We start from the raw sequence: 19,659 nt of genomic DNA, 5'->3' as shown, positions 1-19,659 counted from the left end.
AAGGCAGGAGGCTGAATGAGCGTCGAAAAAAAGGTTTGGCTTATCTCTGGCCTGCTGACCTTTGGGTTGGCCGCCTTGTTGCTCAAGCTTTGGATCGAACTGAACCATTTCGAGGAAGACCTGACGCAGCTGCCCGATCAGGCTTCGGTAGATGCGTATCTGTGCAGATTGGACGTGGCGCCGGACTATCGTTTGAGAACGGGGATTTTCATAAAGTCATTCAGCTTTCTGGGCGCCAGCGATGTGCGGCTTACCGGCTATATCTGGCAGCACTACAAAGCAAAGGAACATGATGCGATCCTTCCTGCCGAAGGTGAGGTTGGGTTTCTTCTGCCCGAAGCGGTCGATACGGCAAACGGCCTTGTTGAAGAGGCATACCGCTTGTCGCAACCCGACGGCGTCTTGATTGGTTGGTATTTTGAACAAACCCTGCGCCAGAGCTTCGACTACACCAGTTATCCCTTCGATCACAAAACGGTTTGGGTGCGGTTCTCGCCCGCTTCTTTCGAGGTCAATATCGCGCTGGTTCCTGACTTCGAGGCTTATCCGGCGACCGGATCGGATGACATTTTCGGGATCGACAACCGGATCGTGATGGGCACGTGGGAGCGAGAAAACACCTATTTCGACTACAAGCTGTCGAAACTGGATACGACGCTGGGCATCCGGCAGAACGCTTACCAGACCAACACGCCTGAGTTGCATTACAACTTCGTCATCAAACGCAATTTTGCAAACGCGTTCATCGTTCACATGATCCCGTTGCTGGTCGTGGTGATGCTGCTGTTCGGTGCAGTCATGACCGTCACGCGCCGCGAGGGGTTGGTCGAGCGGCATGACTTCAGCACGTCCAGCGTGATCGGCACCTGTTCGGTTTTGTTCTTCGTGATCCTGCTGGCCCATGTGCAACTGCGCGAAGGATTCGCCGGATCGCCCGTGATCTATATGGAGTCGTTCTTTTTCCTTATGTACTTCATGCTGTTGGCGGTTTCGATCAATACGTACCTGTTCGCCTCAGAGGCGGTGCCGTCGCTGCGGATCATCCATTATCGAGACAACCTGATCCCAAAGGCCAGTTTCTGGCCCTTCGTGCTGCTGTGTATGGTGGCGATCACGGCCTATAACCTCGGCATCAAGGATAGCTCGGAACCGCCACCGATCAGCACGCGGGATTGTTAGGCCACGGGTTCAAACCCGGGTTTGGGTTCGCCCTGCGCCATGTCCAGCGTGTAATCGCTCACCACTTCGGATGTACCCTCGCGCCAGCTTTTCAGGTATTTTTCCGGATCAGCGATCACATAGGCATATGCGGGTTTCATCGCACCCTCGATGACGACGTTGATTTTCTTGCGCACATAGACATTCTCGGGTGAGCCGGGGCCGTAATACCCTTCCAGCCTGTCCAGTTCGCCGAGGCCGGATTCGGTGACACGGTAGACCTCTCCACCCACTTGCTTGCCCATCCCCTGCTGATCCACAAGGGTTGCCATGCGATGCAGATACCCACAGTTGGGATTGTCGCAGAATGGTTCCTTCGGGATGATCAGGGGCATTGGTTGCCGGGTGCGCGCCGTTCCCACGAATTCATTCAGGACCGCGCTGTGTGCGTCATGATTGGGGAACCCCTGCTTCAGTGATCCATAGGTGAAATACAGGTAAGAGGGTTCGTTCACCGCCACGAAGCTTTCGTCACGCCCCTGTTCGGGGTCTGCCATCCTCAGGTTGTGATCTTGCGCCCAGGCGTCCAGCATGGAACGGATTTCCGGTTCGATCTGCATGCTTTGAACGAATTCGATGCACGAGGTCGCATCCATGTCTTCGGCCCGCAGCAGGATTTCCACCATCTTCGGTGCCTTGTTCATCACCGCCACATGCAATGCGGTGAACCCGTGATCGTTGACAATGTTGACGTCGATACCCCTGTCGATCAGGTTCTGGGCGGCCTCATAATCCGGCTTGCCCAGATCATGGCCGCTTTCGCCCAGTTCGCCTTCACCGCCCGCTGCATAGTGCAACAGTGAATCTCCATGGGCCTCGTCCACGATGTTGACCCCGACGACCCCTTCGTCGATGGCACGGAACACGCGCTTCCATTCGTTGATATCATCGGCGGCAGCGGCCTCGCGCGCCCATTTGCAGACGCGATACTTCTGGTCGTCCAATTCCTCGAACGCGTCTTCCAGTGCCTCCATGATCTGGTCCGGCGTTGCCATCATGCCGATGCCCATCCGGCCGTTCGACAGGCGACCTTCACGCGGTCCGACGAAATCGACCCCAAGCGTCTTAAGCTTGTCGACGTTGTTCTGTGTGGTGATATTGTTCCACATATTCGTATTGCACGCGGGGCAGAGGATCACGGGTTTCTTCTGGTATTGCCATGCCACGAAGACCGAGGTCAAAAGATTGTCGGCGATGCCATTGGCAACCTTGCCCATCGTGTTGCAGGTGATGGGGGCCACGATGACGCAATCTGCCCAGTCACACAGTGCCAGATGCGAGGCGCGCACCGGCATGTCGAAATTCAAATAGCGGAAATTCCACTCGTCATCGTCGCGGTAATAGTCATTGTGGGTGATCTTGGCGTCGATCCGTTCGGCGCCGAAATCCCGAAAGAACTTCTCGGCCGAAACAGACGGGATCAGTTTCACGTTATGCCCCGCGTCGACAATACGTTCGACAAGCTCGGGGATCTTGTCCGCCGCCGATGACCCGCAGGCGCAGAGCAATACGTTTCGCTTTCCGGCGTTCACTTGATTCATCACCCCCTTGGGATAGCCGAACGGGTTCTTCTCAAGGCTTGGGGTTTCATTCAGTTCGGATACCGGCAGCCCTTCCCTGCGCATTCTGGCCTGCAATTCACCGGCCTGGATCATGTCTACGATGTCTTCCAGCTTTTCACTTTTGCTGATGCATTTTCCTTTGAAAAACAAATACGGCACGTCCGGTCTTTCGCCCAGCGTCACCAGTTGCCGCCGCATCCTGATCATATTGGGATCGCGCCCGCCCACGTCGATCTGCTTGACGGTCGTTGCCCCGATATTCGAAAGAATGCTGCGCAGCATATAGGACCACGGGTCCTCGTCCTCGTAGAACAGAACCATCGTATTGTGCTTAATGATGCTGGCAACATCGCTTGGGTTTTCGGGCGGCTCGACCTCTTCGATCACCAGCAATGCAGGGTCTTCGAGATCCCGCAGACCGCGGAAAATGTTGCCCCGCGGCGCTTGCCAGACCTGCGAGGTTGCCGGACTCATATCGACTATGGTCACAACGTCTTCATCCTCGTCATAGTCTATGCAAAGGCACCAGAACTCTTCGAGCAACGCAGTTTCCCGGAACACGTTGTCCGGCGGGCGGATCGCCTCGATCCCGGTGACGCGATTGAAGTCGATGTTGATCATCAGGTGACGGTTGCTGTCGGGGGTCAGGCTTTTCAACTGCGCCTTGAACCAGTCTTCGGGGGTTTGGATTGATTTGTCGTCGCGGGTCTCAAAGCTCTGGAACGAACTGCTCAGATGCAGGTTCTCGGATTGTCTGATATACTTTTCGACCATGTCGTGCATGTCTTTGGCGGTGGCGACCCGGCGGACAGTATCCGTGAACGACACCTGGGCCGCCCGCAGCAACTCGTCCTCGTCCACCCTGTAGTCGCCGTGAATGGCGAGGCTTTCCACCAAAACGCCGATCGAGTTCATGTTGGGCGTTGCCCGGCGGAACAGGTTGCGGCGTTTCTTGGGATCTTTCGCCAGATAACGTGTGCTGTCGACGTAATTGCACCGCTGCTTGAAGGTCTTCAGGTGCGTCTTGACCGCGGCCCGTGCTGAAAACCGCAAAAGGCCGCGGGACCGCATCGAGGTTCCGTCACGATCCGACATGGCTTGCCACAACCGTTCGACGGTTGTCACCCAAAGCTTGCCGTATTTCTCAGGGTGCACATCCATCATATGCACCAGCCCCGTGCTTGGATTGCACTTGGCGATGACGGCAAAATGGCCGCCGGGCATAGTCTCGTTGCCATGGGCAAGACCGACCTGGAAATTTGCGACCAGAATGTCGTTGTCACCGCCCAGCCGGTTGGATTCGTCGATCGCCTCAAGCAGCAGCGGCACACTGGTTGTGTCTGCGTCCATGAAATAGGCCTGAACCTGAACCCTCTCGCGCAGCCCCTGCGTGTGAATGTAGGTGCAGGCGACGTCAAAAAGCTCGCCCAGCGAGATTCCGTCGTTCACGACAAAGGACGAGGGCAATGCGCATTCGCGGAAGATGTCATTCACTTCGCAGCTGAACCCCAGCGCCGACATGCTGAGAGCGGCCGCCGTGACACTGCAACAATTGATCGGCTGCTGAAAATTCTGCAACTGAACGCTGACCAGATCACCAAACATCGTTGCAAAACAGGGTTGCCGGACGCTCTCTGGTATCTGAAGCCAGTTCTGGCTGGACAGATACGCCAACCGGGTTCCATCCAGCGCAAGTGCTTCTAGGCTGACAGGGATATCCGAGATCTGAAGGTGTTCTTCATAGAAGTAATCACCGACATCCGCGCTGGCCAATGGATTTCCGTTCTGGCGCAGCTGAACCACGCCACGCAGCACGATATACATGCCGTTCGCTGGCAGAACCGCGTTTCCGGTCACCTCGATACATTCGAATTGTGGGTTGATGACGGCTGGGTCGGCGATCTGAGCCTTACCCGGAAGGACATCATATATCATCTTCCAGTCTGCGTCGCTTGGGGTGTAAGGTCTGGATTTGGAAATTTGATCTATGGTCACAACTGTGTCCCCCCGGAGTTGCGTTGCAATATTTCAATCTTCGGTCCGCCAGCGCCTCTGGTTCTTCGAAGCTCGGACAACGGTCATTCAGAATAAAAGACCTGCCTGTTTTCAGTGTTTGTTTCTGGCAAGGGCCGTGTTTCTGATGGAAAAAGTATGAACAAAACGGCCCAATTGGCTGCACAGTATCCGATAATTGAATAAAAATCACGAGTGCAGTTGCAGCGGCTGCGGCTGCCTTGCATGGCGGAACACTTGCCATCCGCGATTTGGATTGCGCGGGTCACGGGTGCCAGCCTTCGGGCAGACAATCTGTGAAGGGCTTTGGGGATCAGTCGAGGAAAAGGTAATCCAACTGCATGACGGCTTGGGCTTTGTCTTCACCAACCCCAAGAAACTTGGCAATAACCGCTTCATTGTCGGCGCGCGGGGCCGTTTCCCGCAGGCGCAGGTAATTGTCCAGCCGGGCAGCGCGGATCCGTTCGGATTCATAGCCCAGATCGTTGCGAAGGGTCGGCAGCAAGGAAGCAACGGTTTCCGTTGGGCTGTTGTCTCCGGCCAGCCCGACCCGACGCGCGTGGCCGATCAGATAGTCGTCCGAGTATTCGCATTCGATCTCAAGCACGTGGGTTTTGGCCTGGTCGCCGCAGAAATCCTCGAGCGCGTCAAGATTGGCCGGGTCAAGGCACAGCACCAGCTGATCCGACCCGAAACTGTCGAACAACAGGCGCAGAACGGCACGCCGGTGACGAGAGCGCTTGGTCAGTGTGGAGTCGATCCCGCCCAGATCCGGCAGCAACGTATTTTCTTCGTTGAACAGGTATTCAACGCAAGGAATATCCGTTTCAGATGCGATCTGATCGACGAGACGTTTGGCGACATGCCATTTCTTGCAGACGATCACGAACAGTTCCCGTTCCGGGCCGAGTACGCTCCCGGCTTCCCAGAAGCGTTGTCCGAACCGGCGGCCGATACGCCCGCGACCAGTGAGAAACGCGTACAGATTGCGCCCCTCGTTCGAGATCGGGAAATCGACGCCCTCACTGGCATAGAGCGAGCCGAGCCGGGCCTTCAACTCATGCGCCTCGGCGCTGATCTTGCGTGCGAACAGATAATCCTGGCCCAGCAACATGTCATAGTGGTCATTGTAGAAAGTGACCGGCATTCCATAGTCCGAGAACATCAGGAATGTCGGCGTTCGGTTTTCAATCTCGTTTTTTGGGATCAGGTGACGCACCAGCGTCTGAAAAAAGGTTTCATCAGGAATCCACGTGGTCGAAAAAAAACGGATCACATCCCGGCGCTGATGCAGGAAATCCAGTATCATTTCGACGGTTCTGCGACGCAGGCACCACCATTGGCTGCCGATCATCATCTGAATGTCCTGGGGGATGTCCCGCGTCAGACCGAGGCGCTTTTGCAATTCATAGGCGGCATAGAACAGCTTGGACTGCGTGCGCTCGTTGAAGTAGTGGCGATAGATCAGCCGGTCTTCCTTCATGCCGGTCTTGATCCAGTTGCTTTCAAAGAAATCGTGGCTTTCGATGAAATCCTTGTCGTTATCGTCGAGGTAACGGTGCGTGTATTCAGCGGTTTTGATCGCCATGCAGTCACCCGACAGCATGTAGAAATGTGTGGCGCGGGGGAAATTTTCCACGGCGGCTTCCAGGCCGTTCAGCGTGGCCCGGACCAGCGACCATTCTCCCCAGCCGCATCTGACGCGTTTTTTTGCAAAGGTCACATTGGGGTTCTGATCCAGTGCGGAACGAATGCGCTCATAGGCTTTGGCGCTGGCGCTGGCGTCAAAATGGATGGCCATGCAATCGCCGACAGCGGTCAGTTGTTCGGCCTGTGCAATGATGGCTTCAGGGTCCTTGTGACACAGCAATATATAGGCGACTTTTGCCATTGAGATTACGCAATATCCGTTTTTGCCTGATTTCAACCGTGATACTGAGGATGAGCGATTGAATAAACAGAATAATTTTGGTTCTTTGTTACCAAAAGCTGGCGTATCGCATCGAGACCTGGCCAGCGCAGGAGGCACAGCAGATGGGGTTTCCCGGTACCTGGATGACCGAGAGCGAAAGCATGGTGTACCGCGTGGTGCCCAAATGTGCTTGCTCGACCATTGGTCAGATCATGTATTTCTCGGATCATGGTCAGTTCTTCGACGGTGATATCCATGATGCCAAGGACGGCATGCACAAATGGGCATTTGATCAGAGCCAGAAGCTGATCTCGAACAATGTGCGCAATCACGCGTCCTATTCTTTCACTTGCGTGCGCAATCCCTACACCCGCATCCTCAGCTCATTCTTTGACAAGATCTGCGGCATTCAGCGCAACGGCAAGAGATACCGCGGCAATCTGGTGCCGACGCTGATCTATAACTACGGGATCGAAGTGGGCGGCGACGACGGCAAGGGAGAGTTTGACCAGATCGCCAGCTTCCGCCGGTTTCTGCTGTTTGCGCGTGATACGATCCGGTGGCGGCGCCCGATGGACCCGGACATTCACTGGTCTGCGATGTCAGGCCACGTGTCTACTTTCATCGTGAACGGCGGTCACTATGACCGGATATTCTGGACAGAAGCGTTCAATGACGGGATGCAGGATGTTCTGGACAATGTCGAGCTGAAGCACCCGGTCAAACTGTCCGAGATTCCACGGTTCAATGAATCCGAAGGGCATGGGCCAAAACGTGCGCATCCGGTCGAGGACTACTTTGACGATCTGTCAATGCATCTGGTCTATGAGATCTACAAGCAGGATTTCGAGCTGTTCAAATACGACTTCGAAAACCCGGCGAACAAGATGCCGATCAGTGAAATCGATTTGGACGAAATCCACGCCAAGTTGGGCGACTGACGGTGGGGGTGCTCCCGCCCGTCGTCGATATTTCTTGCGAAACATCTCCTCCGGTTGGGCCCGGCGCCGCGCGCTGCGCGGCGCTGGGCCCAAGGTCGAACGTGGCATCGGCGAAGCCGATGGTACGGATCGGGCGCGGGAGCTCTTGAGGACGGTTGATTACCCGGCTCGCCGCCTCGGCAAGCCGGTCGCGTATGTGCTTAGACTTGGCGAACAGCCCCTTTTGCTGCGCTGGTCGTCAGCTTGGCATAGGCCTTGAGCGCGGTGGACACTTTACGTTTGCGGGGCGCGGCGGGCTCCCACCCCTTTGCGTTCTGTTCCGTGCGGCGGGCGGCCAGCTCTTCATCCGAAACTGCCAGATGAATGGTGCGGTTTGGGATGTCGATCTCGATCGTGTCGCCATTCTGAACCAGACCGATCTCACCGCCTTCGGCCGCTTCGGGCGAAACATGGCCGATCGACAGGCCTGATGTGCCGCCCGAGAAGCGACCATCGGTCAGCAACGCGCAGGCTTTGCCCAGACCCTTGGACTTCAGATATGACGTCGGGTACAGCATTTCCTGCATCCCCGGGCCACCGCGCGGGCCTTCATAGCGGATGACGACCACATCGCCTTCTTTTACCTTGCCCGTAAGAATGTCGTTGACCGCCTGATCCTGACTTTCGCACACGTAGGCCGAGCCGGTGAATTTCAGGATATTGGCGTCCACGCCAGCAGTTTTCACGATACAGCCGTCGCGAGCGATATTGCCGAACAGAACGGCCAGACCACCATCCTGGCTGAACGCGTGTTCTTTCGAGCGGATCACGCCGCCTTCGCGGTCGGTGTCCAGTTCCTTGTACCGGTTGGACTGGCTGAACGCCTGTGTGGTGCGCACACCACCGGGGGCGGCCTTGAACAGCTCCTGCGCCTTTGGATTGTTGGCGACCTTGATGTCCCAGTTGGCGATCGCTTCACCCATTGTGGCCGAATGTACCGTGTTGCATTCCTCGTGCAGCAGGCCTGCGCGGCTGAGCTCTCCGAGGATCGAGAAGATACCTCCGGCGCGGTGGACGTCTTCCATGTGCACATTTTCGGTGTTGGGCGCGACTTTGCACAGGCAGGGAACGCGGCGGCTCAGGCGGTCCATGTCGGACATGGTGAAATCAACGCCACCCTCATGCGCGATGGCCAACAGATGAAGCACCGTATTGGTGGACCCGCCCATGGCGATGTCTAGGCTCATGGCGTTTTCGAATGCTTCGAAGGTGGCAATCTCGCGTGGGAGAAAACCTTTTTCATCCAGATCATAATGGCGCTTGGTGATCTCAACGATGCGGCGGCCTGCCTCAAGGAACAGCTCTTTGCGGTCGGCATGTGTCGCCAGTGTCGAGCCGTTGCCCGGCAGGGCCAGGCCCAATGCTTCGGCCAGGCAGTTCATCGAGTTCGCAGTGAACATGCCAGAACAGGAGCCGCAGGTCGGGCAGGCATTCTCTTCGATATGTTGAACCTGTTCGTCGGTGAATTTGTCGTCCGCCGCGGCGACCATGGCGTCGACGAGGTCGATTTTCTTGGCCTCCAGATCGGCGATATCGATCTTGCCAGCCTCCATCGGCCCGCCCGAGACAAATATGGCAGGGATGTTCAGGCGCATCGCGGCCATCAGCATGCCGGGGGTGATCTTGTCGCAATTCGAAATGCAGACCATCGCATCGGCGCAATGGGCGTTGACCATGTATTCGACCGAATCCGCGATCACTTCGCGCGAGGGCAGCGAATACAGCATCCCGTCATGGCCCATTGCGATGCCGTCATCCACCGCGATCGTGTTGAATTCTTTGGCCACACCGCCTGCAGCCTCGACCTCGCGCGCAACCATCTGGCCCAGATCCTTCAGATGCACGTGGCCCGGGACGAATTGGGTGAACGAGTTGACGATGGCAATGATCGGTTTGCCAAAATCATCGTCTCCCATGCCGGTGGCGCGCCAAAGGCCGCGTGCGCCAGCCATGTTGCGGCCATGGGTTGAGGTTCTGGATCGGTACAATGGCATGATGCTGTTTCCCTTTTGCCTCGGGTTGCATGTCTTGGGGTTCGTACGTTATAGCGCACGTACCACATGTGCGCTATAACGCACAAGAGGATTCGCGGGACGATGAGATGGACTCTGACGATATAACGCTGAAACTGCGAGACGTGCGTGCGGCATCGGGCCTGAGCCTGTCGAAAGTGGCCGAGATGACTGGCGTGAGCAAAGCCATGCTGGGGCAGATCGAGCGCGGTGAATCCAGCCCAACCATCGCAACGCTGTGGAAAATTGCCAAGGGGTTTCAACTGCCGCTCAGCGCGCTGATCGATACGATGAACGGGGACCCTTCGGTTTTTCAGACCGTAACTTTCCCCGGCACGATCGAGGTCAAGATCGTCTTTCCATTCGATCCCGCTCTGGGGGCCGAGACATTCCACGTCAACCTCAGGCCGAACCAAAGCCACGAGTCGCCCGCCCACGCGACAGGCGTGACCGAAGAGGTCTTTGTTCTGAGCGGCACGCTTGAGATCCTGCGCGGAGACGAGTGGGTTTCCCTACAAGCCGGGCAGGGGTTGCGTTTCGCGGCCGATCTTCCGCACGGGTATCGCGCCGGCCCCGAGGGGGCGGCCTTTCTGAACATGCATCATTACGCCCAACACACCGAATTTGTAGAGAACGGCAAGGCCCATTCATGACCGCATTTTTCGACAGCCTGACCATCGTCGACGCCATCGGCTCTTTCGGGGCTCTAATCGTGGTCGCCGCGTATTTCGCAACACAGATGCGGATGATGAACTCGGATGATCTGGCCTTTCCGGTGATCAACCTGCTGGGCTCGGTGCTGATCGTCTATTCCCTGCTCCAGAATTTCAATCTCGCATCAATGTTGATCGAGGGGTTTTGGATTCTGATCAGCCTCATTGGGATTATCCAACATTTCCGCCTGCGCAGCGCCAAGTGAGCGCTATCCAGCCTTGAACCCCTATGCCGCCGGGTATAGGGAAAAATCAAGCGCGCTTAGGGGAGGCTTTGATGCAGGACGATCCAAAAACCCTCGTATCCACCGAATGGCTGGCCGCGCATATGAAGGATCCGGATCTGCGGATTCTGGACGGGTCGTGGTACTTGCCCGCGCAAAATCGTGATGCACGGGCGGAATATGACGCAGGCCACATCCCCGGGGCGCGGTTCTTTGAAATAGACGAGATATCAGATCGCCGTTCCGACTTGCCGCATATGGCGCCTCCGGTCGAGAAATTCATGTCGCGCCTGCGCGCGATGGGTGTGGGCGACGGTCATCAGGTCGTGGTTTACGATGGCGCTGGGCTGATGTCGGCTGCGCGCGTCTGGTGGCTGTTCCGTCTTATGGGGCAGGAAAACATCGCGGTTCTGGATGGTGGATTCCCCAAATGGCAGGCGGAAGGGCGCGAGGTCGAAGACCTGCCGCCGGTCATCCGTGATCGTCATATGACTGTCCGGGTGCAAAATCAGCTTGTCCGGGACGTCACGCAAGTTTCCGCCGCCGCCAAGCTGGGTGATCATGAGATCATCGACGCCCGCTCTGCCAGCCGGTTTTCCGGGGCCGAGGCCGAACCGCGCGAGGGTCTGCGCTCGGGGCATATTCCGGGTTCACGCAATGTCCCCTTTGGCCAGTTGCTGAACGCCAATGGTACCATGAAGTCGCCGGAAGAGTGCCGCGCCATATTCGAGGCCGCGGGCGTCGATCTGTCGAAACCGGCGATCACCTCGTGCGGGTCTGGCGTGACCGCCGCGATCCTCAGCCTTGCGCTTGAACGCATGGGCAAGAAAGACCACTCGCTTTATGACGGCTCATGGGCTGAATGGGGCGCCTTCCCGACCCTGCCCGTCGCAACCGGAGAGACCTGATGTTCGAGAACCTGAAACCGCAGCCTGCCGACAAGATCCTGGCGTTGATGCAGATGTATCGCGAAGACCCGCGTGATCAGAAGATCGACCTGGGCGTCGGCGTCTACAAAAACGCGGAAGGCATCACCCCGGTCATGCGCGCCGTCAAAGCGGCCGAGCAGCGCGTCTGGGAAGAGCAGGAAACCAAAGCCTATACCGGGCTGGCCGGCGATCCGGCCTATGCGGATGCGATGATCGGGCTGATCCTCGGCATCTCGGTTGAGCGCGGCAATATCGCCGCCGTGGCGACACCGGGCGGCACCGGCGCCTGCCGTCAGGCCTTCGAGATGATCCGTATGGCCAACCCGTCGACCCGCGTCTTCGTGTCGAACCCGACATGGCCGAACCACTTGTCGATCCTGAACTACCTGGGGATCGAGACGGTTCCATACCGCTATTTCGATGGCGACACACGTGGCGTCGATTTCGACGGCATGATCGAAGACCTGAAGACCGCAAAAGCGGGTGACGTGGTTCTGCTGCACGGTTGCTGCCACAACCCGACCGGTGCCAACCTCAACATGGTTCAATGGCAGGAGGTCGTGAACCTGATCAACGCGCTTGGCCTCGTTGCGATGATCGACATCGCCTATCAAGGCTTCGGCGACGGCCTGGAAGAGGATGCGCAAGCGACACGTCTGGTCGCGTCTTCGGTCAAGGAATGTCTGATAGCGGCGTCATGCTCGAAGAATTTCGGCGTGTATCGCGAACGCACCGGTTTGCTGATGGCCATCAGCGCCGATGCCGGGCAGACCGCTTTGAACCAGGGTACATTGGCATTCCTGAACCGCCAGAATTATTCCTTCCCGCCCGACCACGGCGCGCGTGTTGTGACCACGATCCTGATGGACGAAGCCCTGCGCGCCGACTGGATGGCCGAACTGGAAGAGGTGCGCCTGTCTATGCTGGGCCTGCGTCGCCAACTGGCCGACGAACTCCAGCGTCTGAGCGGCTCGGACCGCTTTGGTTTCATCGCCCAGCACCGCGGCATGTTCTCGCGCCTGGGTGCGGCCCCGGAACTGGTCGAGAAACTGCGCGTTGAACACGGCATCTACATGGTTGGCGACAGCCGCCTCAACATCGCCGGTCTGAACGCCAACACCGTTCCGATCCTTGCGCAGGCGATTGTCGACGTCGGCGTCTGATTTTCGGGCATTGCCAAACAAGAAACCCGGGCACCAATGCCCGGGTTTTTTTGTTTGGGTGGAAGTGGGATCAGCCTTTCGAGAATTCGGGATAGGCTTCCATGCCCAGTTCGCCCATGTCGAGGCCGTTGATCTCTTCTTCCTCGCCAACCCGCAGGCCGACGGTGGCCTTGAGGATCGAGAACAGGATGAAGCTGACTACGAAGACGAAGATCCCGATAGCCGCGAAACCGATGATCTGGGTCACGAAAGACGCATCACCGTTGGTCCATGCCACGATGAAGGTGCCCCAGAAGCCTGCGATCAGGTGAACCGGGATGGCGCCGACCACGTCATCAATCTTCATCTTGTCCAGCAGCGGCACGGTATAGACCACGATCACGCCGCCGATGCCGCCGATGATCAGCGCCTGAAACAGCGACGGTGCCAGCGGTTCGGCGGTGATCGAGACCAGCCCGGCCAGCGCGCCGTTCAGAACCATGGTCAGGTCGACCTTGCCATACATCACCTGCGTCAGGATCAGGGCGGCAACGGCGCCGGCGGCGGCGGCCATGTTGGTGTTGGCGAAGATACGGCTGATATCGGCCATGTCACCGATCGTGCCCATGGCCAACTGCGAGCCGCCGTTGAAGCCGAACCAACCCAGCCACAGGATGAACGTCCCCAGGGTTGCCAGCGCCAGGTTCGAGCCGGGGATCGGCACAACTTTACCTTCCTTGTTGTATTTACCGATGCGCGGGCCCAGTACGATGGCACCGGCCAGAGCTGCGAAGCCACCTGCGGCGTGCACCAGGGTCGAGCCGGCGAAGTCGCTGAAGCCCATCTCGGACAACCAGCCGCCGCCCCACTGCCAGGACGCTTCGATCGGGTAGATGATGCCTGTCAGAACGATCACGAAAAAGAAGAAGGGCCACAGTTTGACGCGCTCGGCCATGGTGCCCGATACAATGGACGCGGTGGTGGCGCAGAACATCAGCTGGAAGAAGAAGTCCGAACCGACCGACGCATAGGACAGATCGGTTTCGACGCCATCAAGGCCGACCGGTTCCAGCGAGGTGGGCGAGAAGGCACCCAGAATGCCGGTGATGGTCCAGCCGTCGCCCGGATACATCAGGTTGAAGCCGACCAACCAGTACATGATGGCGGCAAAGGAAAACAGGCCGATGTTCTTGACCAGCTGCATGGCCACGTTTTTGGAGCGCACCAGACCGGCCTCGAGCATGGCAAAGCCCGCGGCCATCCAGAACACCAGAAAGCCGCCCATCAGGAACAGCAGCGAGGTCAGGATGTATTGTGTATGCTGCGCGGTTTCGCCGGTTGCGGCGGCCTCCTGCGCCAGGCCCATCTGCGGCAGTGCGACGATCGCGGCGGCAGGGATGAGGGATTTCATCAGGTTCATGTTCAGTCCTCGAATGATTGTCGGTCGCGGCGCCTTACAGCGCCTCTTCGTTGGTTTCCCCGGTCCGCACGCGCAGGGCCTGCTCGACATCGAGGACGAAAATCTTGCCGTCGCCGATCTTGCCGGTCTTGGCGGTTTTGGTGATGGTCTCGACGATCTGGTCGGTCATAGCGGCAGGCACCACGATTTCCAGCTTGATCTTGGGCACGAAGTTCACCGCATATTCGGCCCCCCGATAGATTTCGGTGTGGCCGGATTGCGAGCCGAAGCCCTTGATCTCGGTTACCATCATGCCGCGCACGCCGGCCTCGGTCAGTGCCTCGCGCACCTCCTCCAGCTTGAACGGCTTGATTGTCGCAATGATCAGTTTCACGTCTTTCCCCTCTGGTTCTCCGGTGGAACCGGTTTGTTTGCACCTGCAGAAAAATGCGCGACGGATCGCGGTATGAAACGGCTCTTGGGGGTCAAAGGGCTGCCAAATGGCAGAATATTGCACATTTTTTGCACAACTTGGTCGCGTTGATTAAATAATGGGCAGTGTTGTGAGGGGAATTTTAGGAAATTCGGACCTCTACATACTCGGATCACCGGGGTATGGTGGCGCAAAAGAAAACCCGGGCAGAGTTTGAGCATGACTGAGTCCAAGCGACGCAAGCCGAAATTGGTTGCGGACAAAAGGTACCCGTCAAAGGGTCGTAAACCGTCGGCATCCAAGCGCCCGGCGGGCAAGAAGGCGACGGCTCGCAAAACCACCACACGCAAAACTGCGCGCAAAAAGACGCGCAAGAGATCGGGGGGCAAAGGCGGCGGCATCCTGCGTCGTTTTTTCCGCTGGGTCTGGCGCATGGTCTGGGGGCTGACCTGGCGGGTCGGAGCGGTCGTGGCCATCCTGATCGCCCTGGCGGTGGGTGTCGTCTATTCCTCGTTGCCGGACTTGGATGCCTTGTTGGACGGCCGTGCGCGCGGGTCTGTCACGCTGCTGGACCGCGACGGCAAAGTGTTTGCCTGGCGGGGCGACCAGTTTGGCGGGGTGATCACTGCCGATACGGTGTCGCCGCATCTGAAAAACGCCGTCATCGCGACCGAGGACAAACGGTTCTATCGCCATTTCGGGGTGAGCCCGCGCGGTGTGGCAAGCGCCGTTCGCATCAACCTGAGCGAAGGGCGCGGCCCGTTGTCCGGGCATGGCGGGTCAACCATAACGCAGCAAACGGCCAAATTGCTGTGTCTGGGCGTGCCTTATGATCCGACTGAATGGGAATCAGAGGCCGCCTATGAAGCCGATTGCCGACAGGGATCGCTGTTGCGCAAGGCCAAAGAGGCCATTTATGCAATGGCGATGGAGGTGAAATACTCCAAGGATGAGGTTCTGACGATCTACCTGAACCGGGCTTTCCTTGGTGCAGGCGCGCGCGGGTTCGAGGCCGCAAGCCAGCGGTACTTTGGCAAGTCCGCCGCCGAAGTCTCGCCGGCCGAGGCAGCGATGTTGGCCGGGCTGTTGGTTGCGCCCACACGTTATGCACCGACGAATAATCTGCAACGGTCGCAGGACCGGGCCCGCCTTGTGATCGGTCTGATGGAGGATCAGGGCTATCTGACCGCCGCGCAGGCCAGCGAAGCGCGGGCCCGCCCAGCCCAACTGTCCGAGGCGGCGGCTGCACGGGCCGGGGGATATTTTGCGGATTGGGTTATGGCCAGCGGGCCCGAGTTCTTTACCCGCAACACGACCGAAGATGTGGTGATCCGGACCACCCTGGATCAGCGCATTCAGACCTCTGCGGAAGAGGCGCTGAAATTCATCTTTCAGGAAAAAGTGCGCGAAGGATCAAAGGCGCAGGCGGCCATTGTCGTGATGTCGGCCGACGGTGCGGTGCGCGCGATGGTTGGTGGGCGCAAGACACGCGTGTCTGGCGCGTTCAACCGGGCGACGCAGGCGTTGCGACAGACGGGATCATCGTTCAAGCCATTCGTCTATGCCACCGCGCTGGAACTTGGGTATTCGCCGCTGGATACGGTGATGGATGAACCCTATTGCGTCGATATTCCGGGGTCAGGCCAGTGGTGCCCCAAGAACTACACCAACAAGTATTATGGGCGGGTGACCTTGGCGGATGCGCTGAAAAACTCGCTGAACATACCGGCGGTGAAAGTGGCCGAGATTTCCGGCCTGGACAATGTTCGGACGGTTGCCAGCGGCTTCGGGATTGCCAGCGACCTGGCACAGGGGCCTGCGCTGGCGCTTGGTGCATCGGAAAGCACGTTGATCGAGATGACCGGGGCTTATGCAGGCATCCTGAATGGCGGGTCGCAGGTTGAACCTTATGGGCTGACCGAACTGAAGCTGCTGGGCGACGAAACACCCGTCATGGTCACGACGACCGGTATTGGCGAGAGGGTCATCAATGAAAAGGCTGCCAAACAGCTGACCTGGATGATGGAGCGCGTGGTCTCTGAAGGGACCGGCGGGCGGGCCAAATTGCCCGGCTGGCAGGTGGCGGGCAAGACCGGAACGACCCAGGCCGCGCGCGATGCATGGTTCATCGGGTTCACGGCGGATTATGTGACCGGGGTCTGGATGGGGTATGATGACAACACGCCCTTGTCCGGCGTGACCGGTGGTGGCTTGCCGGCCGAAATCTGGAAAGAAACCATGCTGCGCGTGACCGAGGGGATGACGCCCACCCCGTTGCCGATGATGGCGCCGGAACCTCCGGTGCAAACGGCGCAGCCGCAGCAACAACGGCGAAAGAAACAAACCGGGTTGGACCGGGCTATAAACAACCTGTTGAACAATATCTTCGGGAATTGAGCAGGCAAAAAAAGGCGGTGCGCTGGGCACCGCCTTTTGTTTTTTCATTCTTTCGTTTCTTAGACGCTTGCGTCCAACGCTGAAAGGATCGCGTCGCCCATTTCGCTGGTCGAGACGGGCTGAACGCCCTGATCCGCAAGCAGGTCGCCGGTGCGAACGCCGTCGGCCAGAACTTTCTCGATCGCAGCTTCCAGCCGATCCGCTTCCTCGCCCTGATCAAAGCTGTAGCGCAGAGCCATCGCAAAGCTGAGGATGCAGGCGATCGGGTTGGCTTTGCCCTGACCCGCGATATCGGGGGCAGACCCGTGTACGGGCTCGTACATTGCTTTGGGGCGTCCATTGGCCATCGGCGCGCCCAGCGACGCCGACGGCAGCATGCCCAGAGAGCCCGTCAGCATCGCGGCGCAGTCGGACAGGATGTCACCGAACAGGTTGTCGGTCAGGATCACGTCGAACTGTTTCGGTGCGCGCACCAGCTGCATGGCACCGTTGTCGGCGTACATATGGCTCAGCTCAACTTCGGGGTAGTCAGCGGAAACGCGGTTGACCACTTCGCGCCACAGAATGCCCGATTCCATCACGTTGGCTTTTTCCATCGAGCACAGCTTTTTGTTCCGGCGCATCGCCAGTTCAAAGGCCGAACGCGCGGCGCGTTCAATCTCGGATTCGGTGTAACGCTGGGTGTTGATGCCGACGCGTTCATTGCCTTCCTCGAAGATACCGCGTGGTTCACCGAAATAAACGCCCGAGGTCAGTTCGCGCACGATCATGATATCCAGACCCGCAACGATGTCTTTCTTCAGCGACGAGAAATCAGCCAGCGCGTCAAAGCACTGGGCCGGGCGCAGGTTCGAATACAAGTCCATTTCCTTGCGCAGGCGCAGCAGGCCGCGCTCGGGCTTCAGGCTGAAATCCAGATCGTCGTATTTTGGGCCGCCGACAGCGCCCAATAGAACCGCGTCGACCTCTTGCGCCTTGGCCATCGTCTCATCGGACAGAGGCTTGCCGTGGGCATCATAGGCGGCACCGCCGACCAGATCCTCGCTCACGTCAAATTGAAGACCGCGATTGGCGCCGAACCAATCGATGATTCTGCGCACTTCGGCCATGACTTCCGGGCCAATTCCGTCTCCGGGCAGGATAAGGAGCGAAGGGTTGGACATGAAGGGTCTCCTTGCGTTTTGTTGCACAGGGCCTAGCGTCTGCGTTGCATCGGGTCAATGAGACGAACCTGCCAAAACAGAAGGAAAACACATGCTGACACCTGGAAATCCGGTTCCTGCGCTGAAAATCGAAACTGTTGCCCATGGCAGCTTCGATCTTGACGCGGACAAGGGCGAACACGGGACGCTGGTGATTCAATATCGCGGGCTGCATTGCCCGATCTGCATCAAGCAGATGACCGAGGTCGAAGCGGCGCTGGATGACTTTGCGGCGCTGGGCGTCGAGGTCATCATGATCACCACCGATACAGCCGAGCGCGCGGCGGAAGCCGCCGAAAAAGCCGGAGCGTCGCGCCTGCGTGTGGGCCACAGCCTTTCCCTGTCCGCTGCGCGGGATGATTGGGGCCTTAACATCTCGACCAAGCGCGAAGGCAGCGCCGAACCGGACCTGTTCGCAGAGCCGGGGCATTTCTACATCGCACCCGACCGGATGCTGTACTATGCATGGCAACAGACCACGCCTTTCGGTCGCCCGTCCATGTCGGATATTGCGGGTGGTTTGAAATTCACACTGGGCAACAACTATCCCGCGCGCGGAACTTATACCGGCCCGCTTTGACCCTCAAAGAGCGGCTTTGAGCCCTTCTGCCAACAAATCCCAGACCCTGCGGATGCGCGGGGTCTGGCGCATGGCCTGGGGTGCGGCCAGCCACACGGGTAGAATCGGGATGTCCACATCCAGCGGTAGGATTTCCACGTCGGGGTCGGCTTGGGCAACCTGTACCTGGCTGAAGCCTATGCCACAGCCCGCCCGGATCAGTTCCCAATAGGCGCTTTGCAGGTCACAGCGGGTGGCAAAACTGTCGCGGCTGGCTGGCCACCCCTTTTCACGCATGGCTTTGATGATCTCCTGGTTCGCGTCAAACCCTACCAGATCATGCGTAAACAGTTCTTCGGGTGTCTTGGGGCGCCCCTTCCGGTCCAGATAGGACTTTGCCGCACAAAAACACAGCGGCACATCCCCGAGATAGCGGGAAATGAGATCCACCTGCGCAGGGCGATACATCCGCACGGCGATATCCGCCTCGCGATAGAGCAGATTCTCGGTGGTGTCAGTGGCCACCAGTTCAAGCTGGATCGTGGGCTCTTGCCTGCGGATGGACGCCAGTATCGGTGGCAGCAGGTGATGCGAGGCAAAGACAGATGCGGTGATGCGCACCGAACCTTCAAGCTGTTGCGATTGCCCCGCGGCGGCAAGACTGAACGCGGTCATGGCGCTGTGCATCTGCTGGGCCAACGGCAAAAGCTGTGAACCCGCTTCGCTGAGCTTCAGACCACGCGCGTGGCGATCGAAAAGAGAGACACCCAGTTCGTCCTCGAGGTTTTGGACCTGCCGCCCCAAAGTGGGTTGGCTGCGATTGAGATGTCGTGCGGCGGCGGACAACGATCCCGTCTCGGCCACGGCCAGAAAGCATTGAATCAGAGACCAATCTGCATGTGTCAGAGCTTTGTCCATTCAGAAATGAATACACGTTCTGCGAATTGCGGCAATTCCTTGCGCG

15 protein-coding genes are annotated in these 19,659 nt (G+C 58.3%); 8 read left to right on the top strand and 7 right to left on the bottom strand.

Annotation, left to right across the window (positions count from 1 at the left end; all coding sequences use genetic code 11):
- Positions 1–15: 15 nt before the first annotated feature.
- Entirely contained in the window at positions 16–1,179 is a 1,164-nt protein-coding gene (locus ACR0FB_RS10350) for a hypothetical protein (protein ID WP_480620556.1), read from the top strand.
- Here the strand turns inward: ACR0FB_RS10350 and ACR0FB_RS10345 are convergent.
- Together ACR0FB_RS10345 and ACR0FB_RS10340 are read right to left on the bottom strand one after the other, a co-directional pair.
- On the bottom strand, positions 1,176–4,775 hold the full coding sequence (locus ACR0FB_RS10345) for a flavoprotein (protein ID WP_480620554.1): 3,600 nt from the start codon (positions 4,773–4,775) through the stop codon (positions 1,176–1,178). The two genes, ACR0FB_RS10350 and ACR0FB_RS10345, sit on opposite strands and share 4 nt — an antisense overlap.
- 331 nt (positions 4,776–5,106) lie before the next feature.
- Positions 5,107–6,684, bottom strand: coding sequence for a DUF5928 domain-containing protein (locus ACR0FB_RS10340; protein ID WP_480620552.1), 1,578 nt, complete (start codon positions 6,682–6,684; stop codon positions 5,107–5,109).
- 143 nt (positions 6,685–6,827) lie between these two features.
- Here ACR0FB_RS10340 and ACR0FB_RS10335 point away from each other — a divergent pair, with 143 nt between their 5' ends.
- Complete coding sequence (locus ACR0FB_RS10335; RefSeq protein ID WP_171635551.1) at positions 6,828–7,646, top strand: sulfotransferase family protein; 819 nt, start codon at positions 6,828–6,830, stop codon at positions 7,644–7,646.
- Between the two features lie 200 nt (positions 7,647–7,846).
- On the opposite strand, the gene ilvD is transcribed toward ACR0FB_RS10335, so the two are convergent.
- Positions 7,847–9,679: a dihydroxy-acid dehydratase gene (ilvD, locus tag ACR0FB_RS10330; protein ID WP_171635553.1), complete on the bottom strand. Its 1,833-nt coding sequence runs from the start codon at positions 9,677–9,679 to the stop codon at positions 7,847–7,849.
- Positions 9,680–9,786: 107 nt separating this feature from the next.
- Here ilvD and ACR0FB_RS10325 point away from each other — a divergent pair, with 107 nt between their 5' ends.
- The 4 genes from ACR0FB_RS10325 (at position 9,787) to ACR0FB_RS10310 (ending at position 12,726) form a co-directional block, all read left to right on the top strand.
- Positions 9,787–10,350 (top strand): helix-turn-helix domain-containing protein, encoded by a 564-nt coding sequence (locus tag ACR0FB_RS10325; RefSeq protein WP_171635555.1) that lies wholly within the window; start codon positions 9,787–9,789, stop codon positions 10,348–10,350.
- Positions 10,347–10,616 (top strand): CBU_0592 family membrane protein, encoded by a 270-nt coding sequence (locus ACR0FB_RS10320; protein ID WP_152459709.1) that lies wholly within the window; start codon positions 10,347–10,349, stop codon positions 10,614–10,616. Before ACR0FB_RS10325 ends, ACR0FB_RS10320 begins: the two co-directional genes overlap by 4 nt.
- Before the next feature lie 71 nt (positions 10,617–10,687).
- Positions 10,688–11,542, top strand: a complete 855-nt coding sequence (gene sseA, locus ACR0FB_RS10315) for a 3-mercaptopyruvate sulfurtransferase (RefSeq protein ID WP_480620550.1) — start codon at positions 10,688–10,690, stop codon at positions 11,540–11,542.
- The gene (locus ACR0FB_RS10310) at positions 11,542–12,726 is read left to right on the top strand and encodes an amino acid aminotransferase (RefSeq protein WP_480620548.1); all 1,185 of its coding nucleotides are present in this window, start codon (positions 11,542–11,544) and stop codon (positions 12,724–12,726) included. The genes sseA and ACR0FB_RS10310 overlap by 1 nt, the downstream gene beginning before the upstream one ends.
- Positions 12,727–12,796: 70 nt before the next feature.
- Here ACR0FB_RS10310 and ACR0FB_RS10305 read toward each other — a convergent pair whose 3' ends face one another.
- Positions 12,797–14,125 (bottom strand): ammonium transporter, encoded by a 1,329-nt coding sequence (locus ACR0FB_RS10305; protein WP_171635561.1) that lies wholly within the window; start codon positions 14,123–14,125, stop codon positions 12,797–12,799.
- Positions 14,126–14,159: 34 nt separating this feature from the next.
- On the bottom strand, positions 14,160–14,498 hold the full coding sequence (locus tag ACR0FB_RS10300; protein WP_152459713.1) for a P-II family nitrogen regulator: 339 nt from the start codon (positions 14,496–14,498) through the stop codon (positions 14,160–14,162).
- Between the two features lie 258 nt (positions 14,499–14,756).
- On the opposite strand from ACR0FB_RS10300, the gene ACR0FB_RS10295 reads away from it, so the two are divergent.
- Positions 14,757–16,934, top strand: coding sequence for a transglycosylase domain-containing protein (locus tag ACR0FB_RS10295; protein WP_171724088.1), 2,178 nt, complete (start codon positions 14,757–14,759; stop codon positions 16,932–16,934).
- A 59-nt stretch (positions 16,935–16,993) separates the two neighbouring features.
- Here the strand turns inward: ACR0FB_RS10295 and leuB are convergent, their stop codons facing one another.
- Positions 16,994–18,097 (bottom strand): 3-isopropylmalate dehydrogenase, encoded by a 1,104-nt coding sequence (gene leuB, locus ACR0FB_RS10290; protein WP_171635566.1) that lies wholly within the window; start codon positions 18,095–18,097, stop codon positions 16,994–16,996.
- A 91-nt stretch (positions 18,098–18,188) separates the two neighbouring features.
- Here leuB and ACR0FB_RS10285 point away from each other — a divergent pair, with 91 nt between their 5' ends.
- Complete coding sequence (locus tag ACR0FB_RS10285) at positions 18,189–18,716, top strand: redoxin domain-containing protein (RefSeq protein WP_480620546.1); 528 nt, start codon at positions 18,189–18,191, stop codon at positions 18,714–18,716.
- Positions 18,717–18,719: 3 nt separating this feature from the next.
- On the opposite strand, the gene ACR0FB_RS10280 is transcribed toward ACR0FB_RS10285, so the two are convergent.
- Positions 18,720–19,613, bottom strand: coding sequence for a LysR family transcriptional regulator (locus tag ACR0FB_RS10280; RefSeq protein WP_171635570.1), 894 nt, complete (start codon positions 19,611–19,613; stop codon positions 18,720–18,722).
- Positions 19,614–19,659 lie beyond the last annotated feature (46 nt).

The sequence above is a fragment of the Ruegeria sp. P10 genome (genome assembly GCF_056534925.1).
Note: the sequence above shows the minus strand (reverse complement) of the source record. Positions and strands in the feature narration are given on the sequence as shown.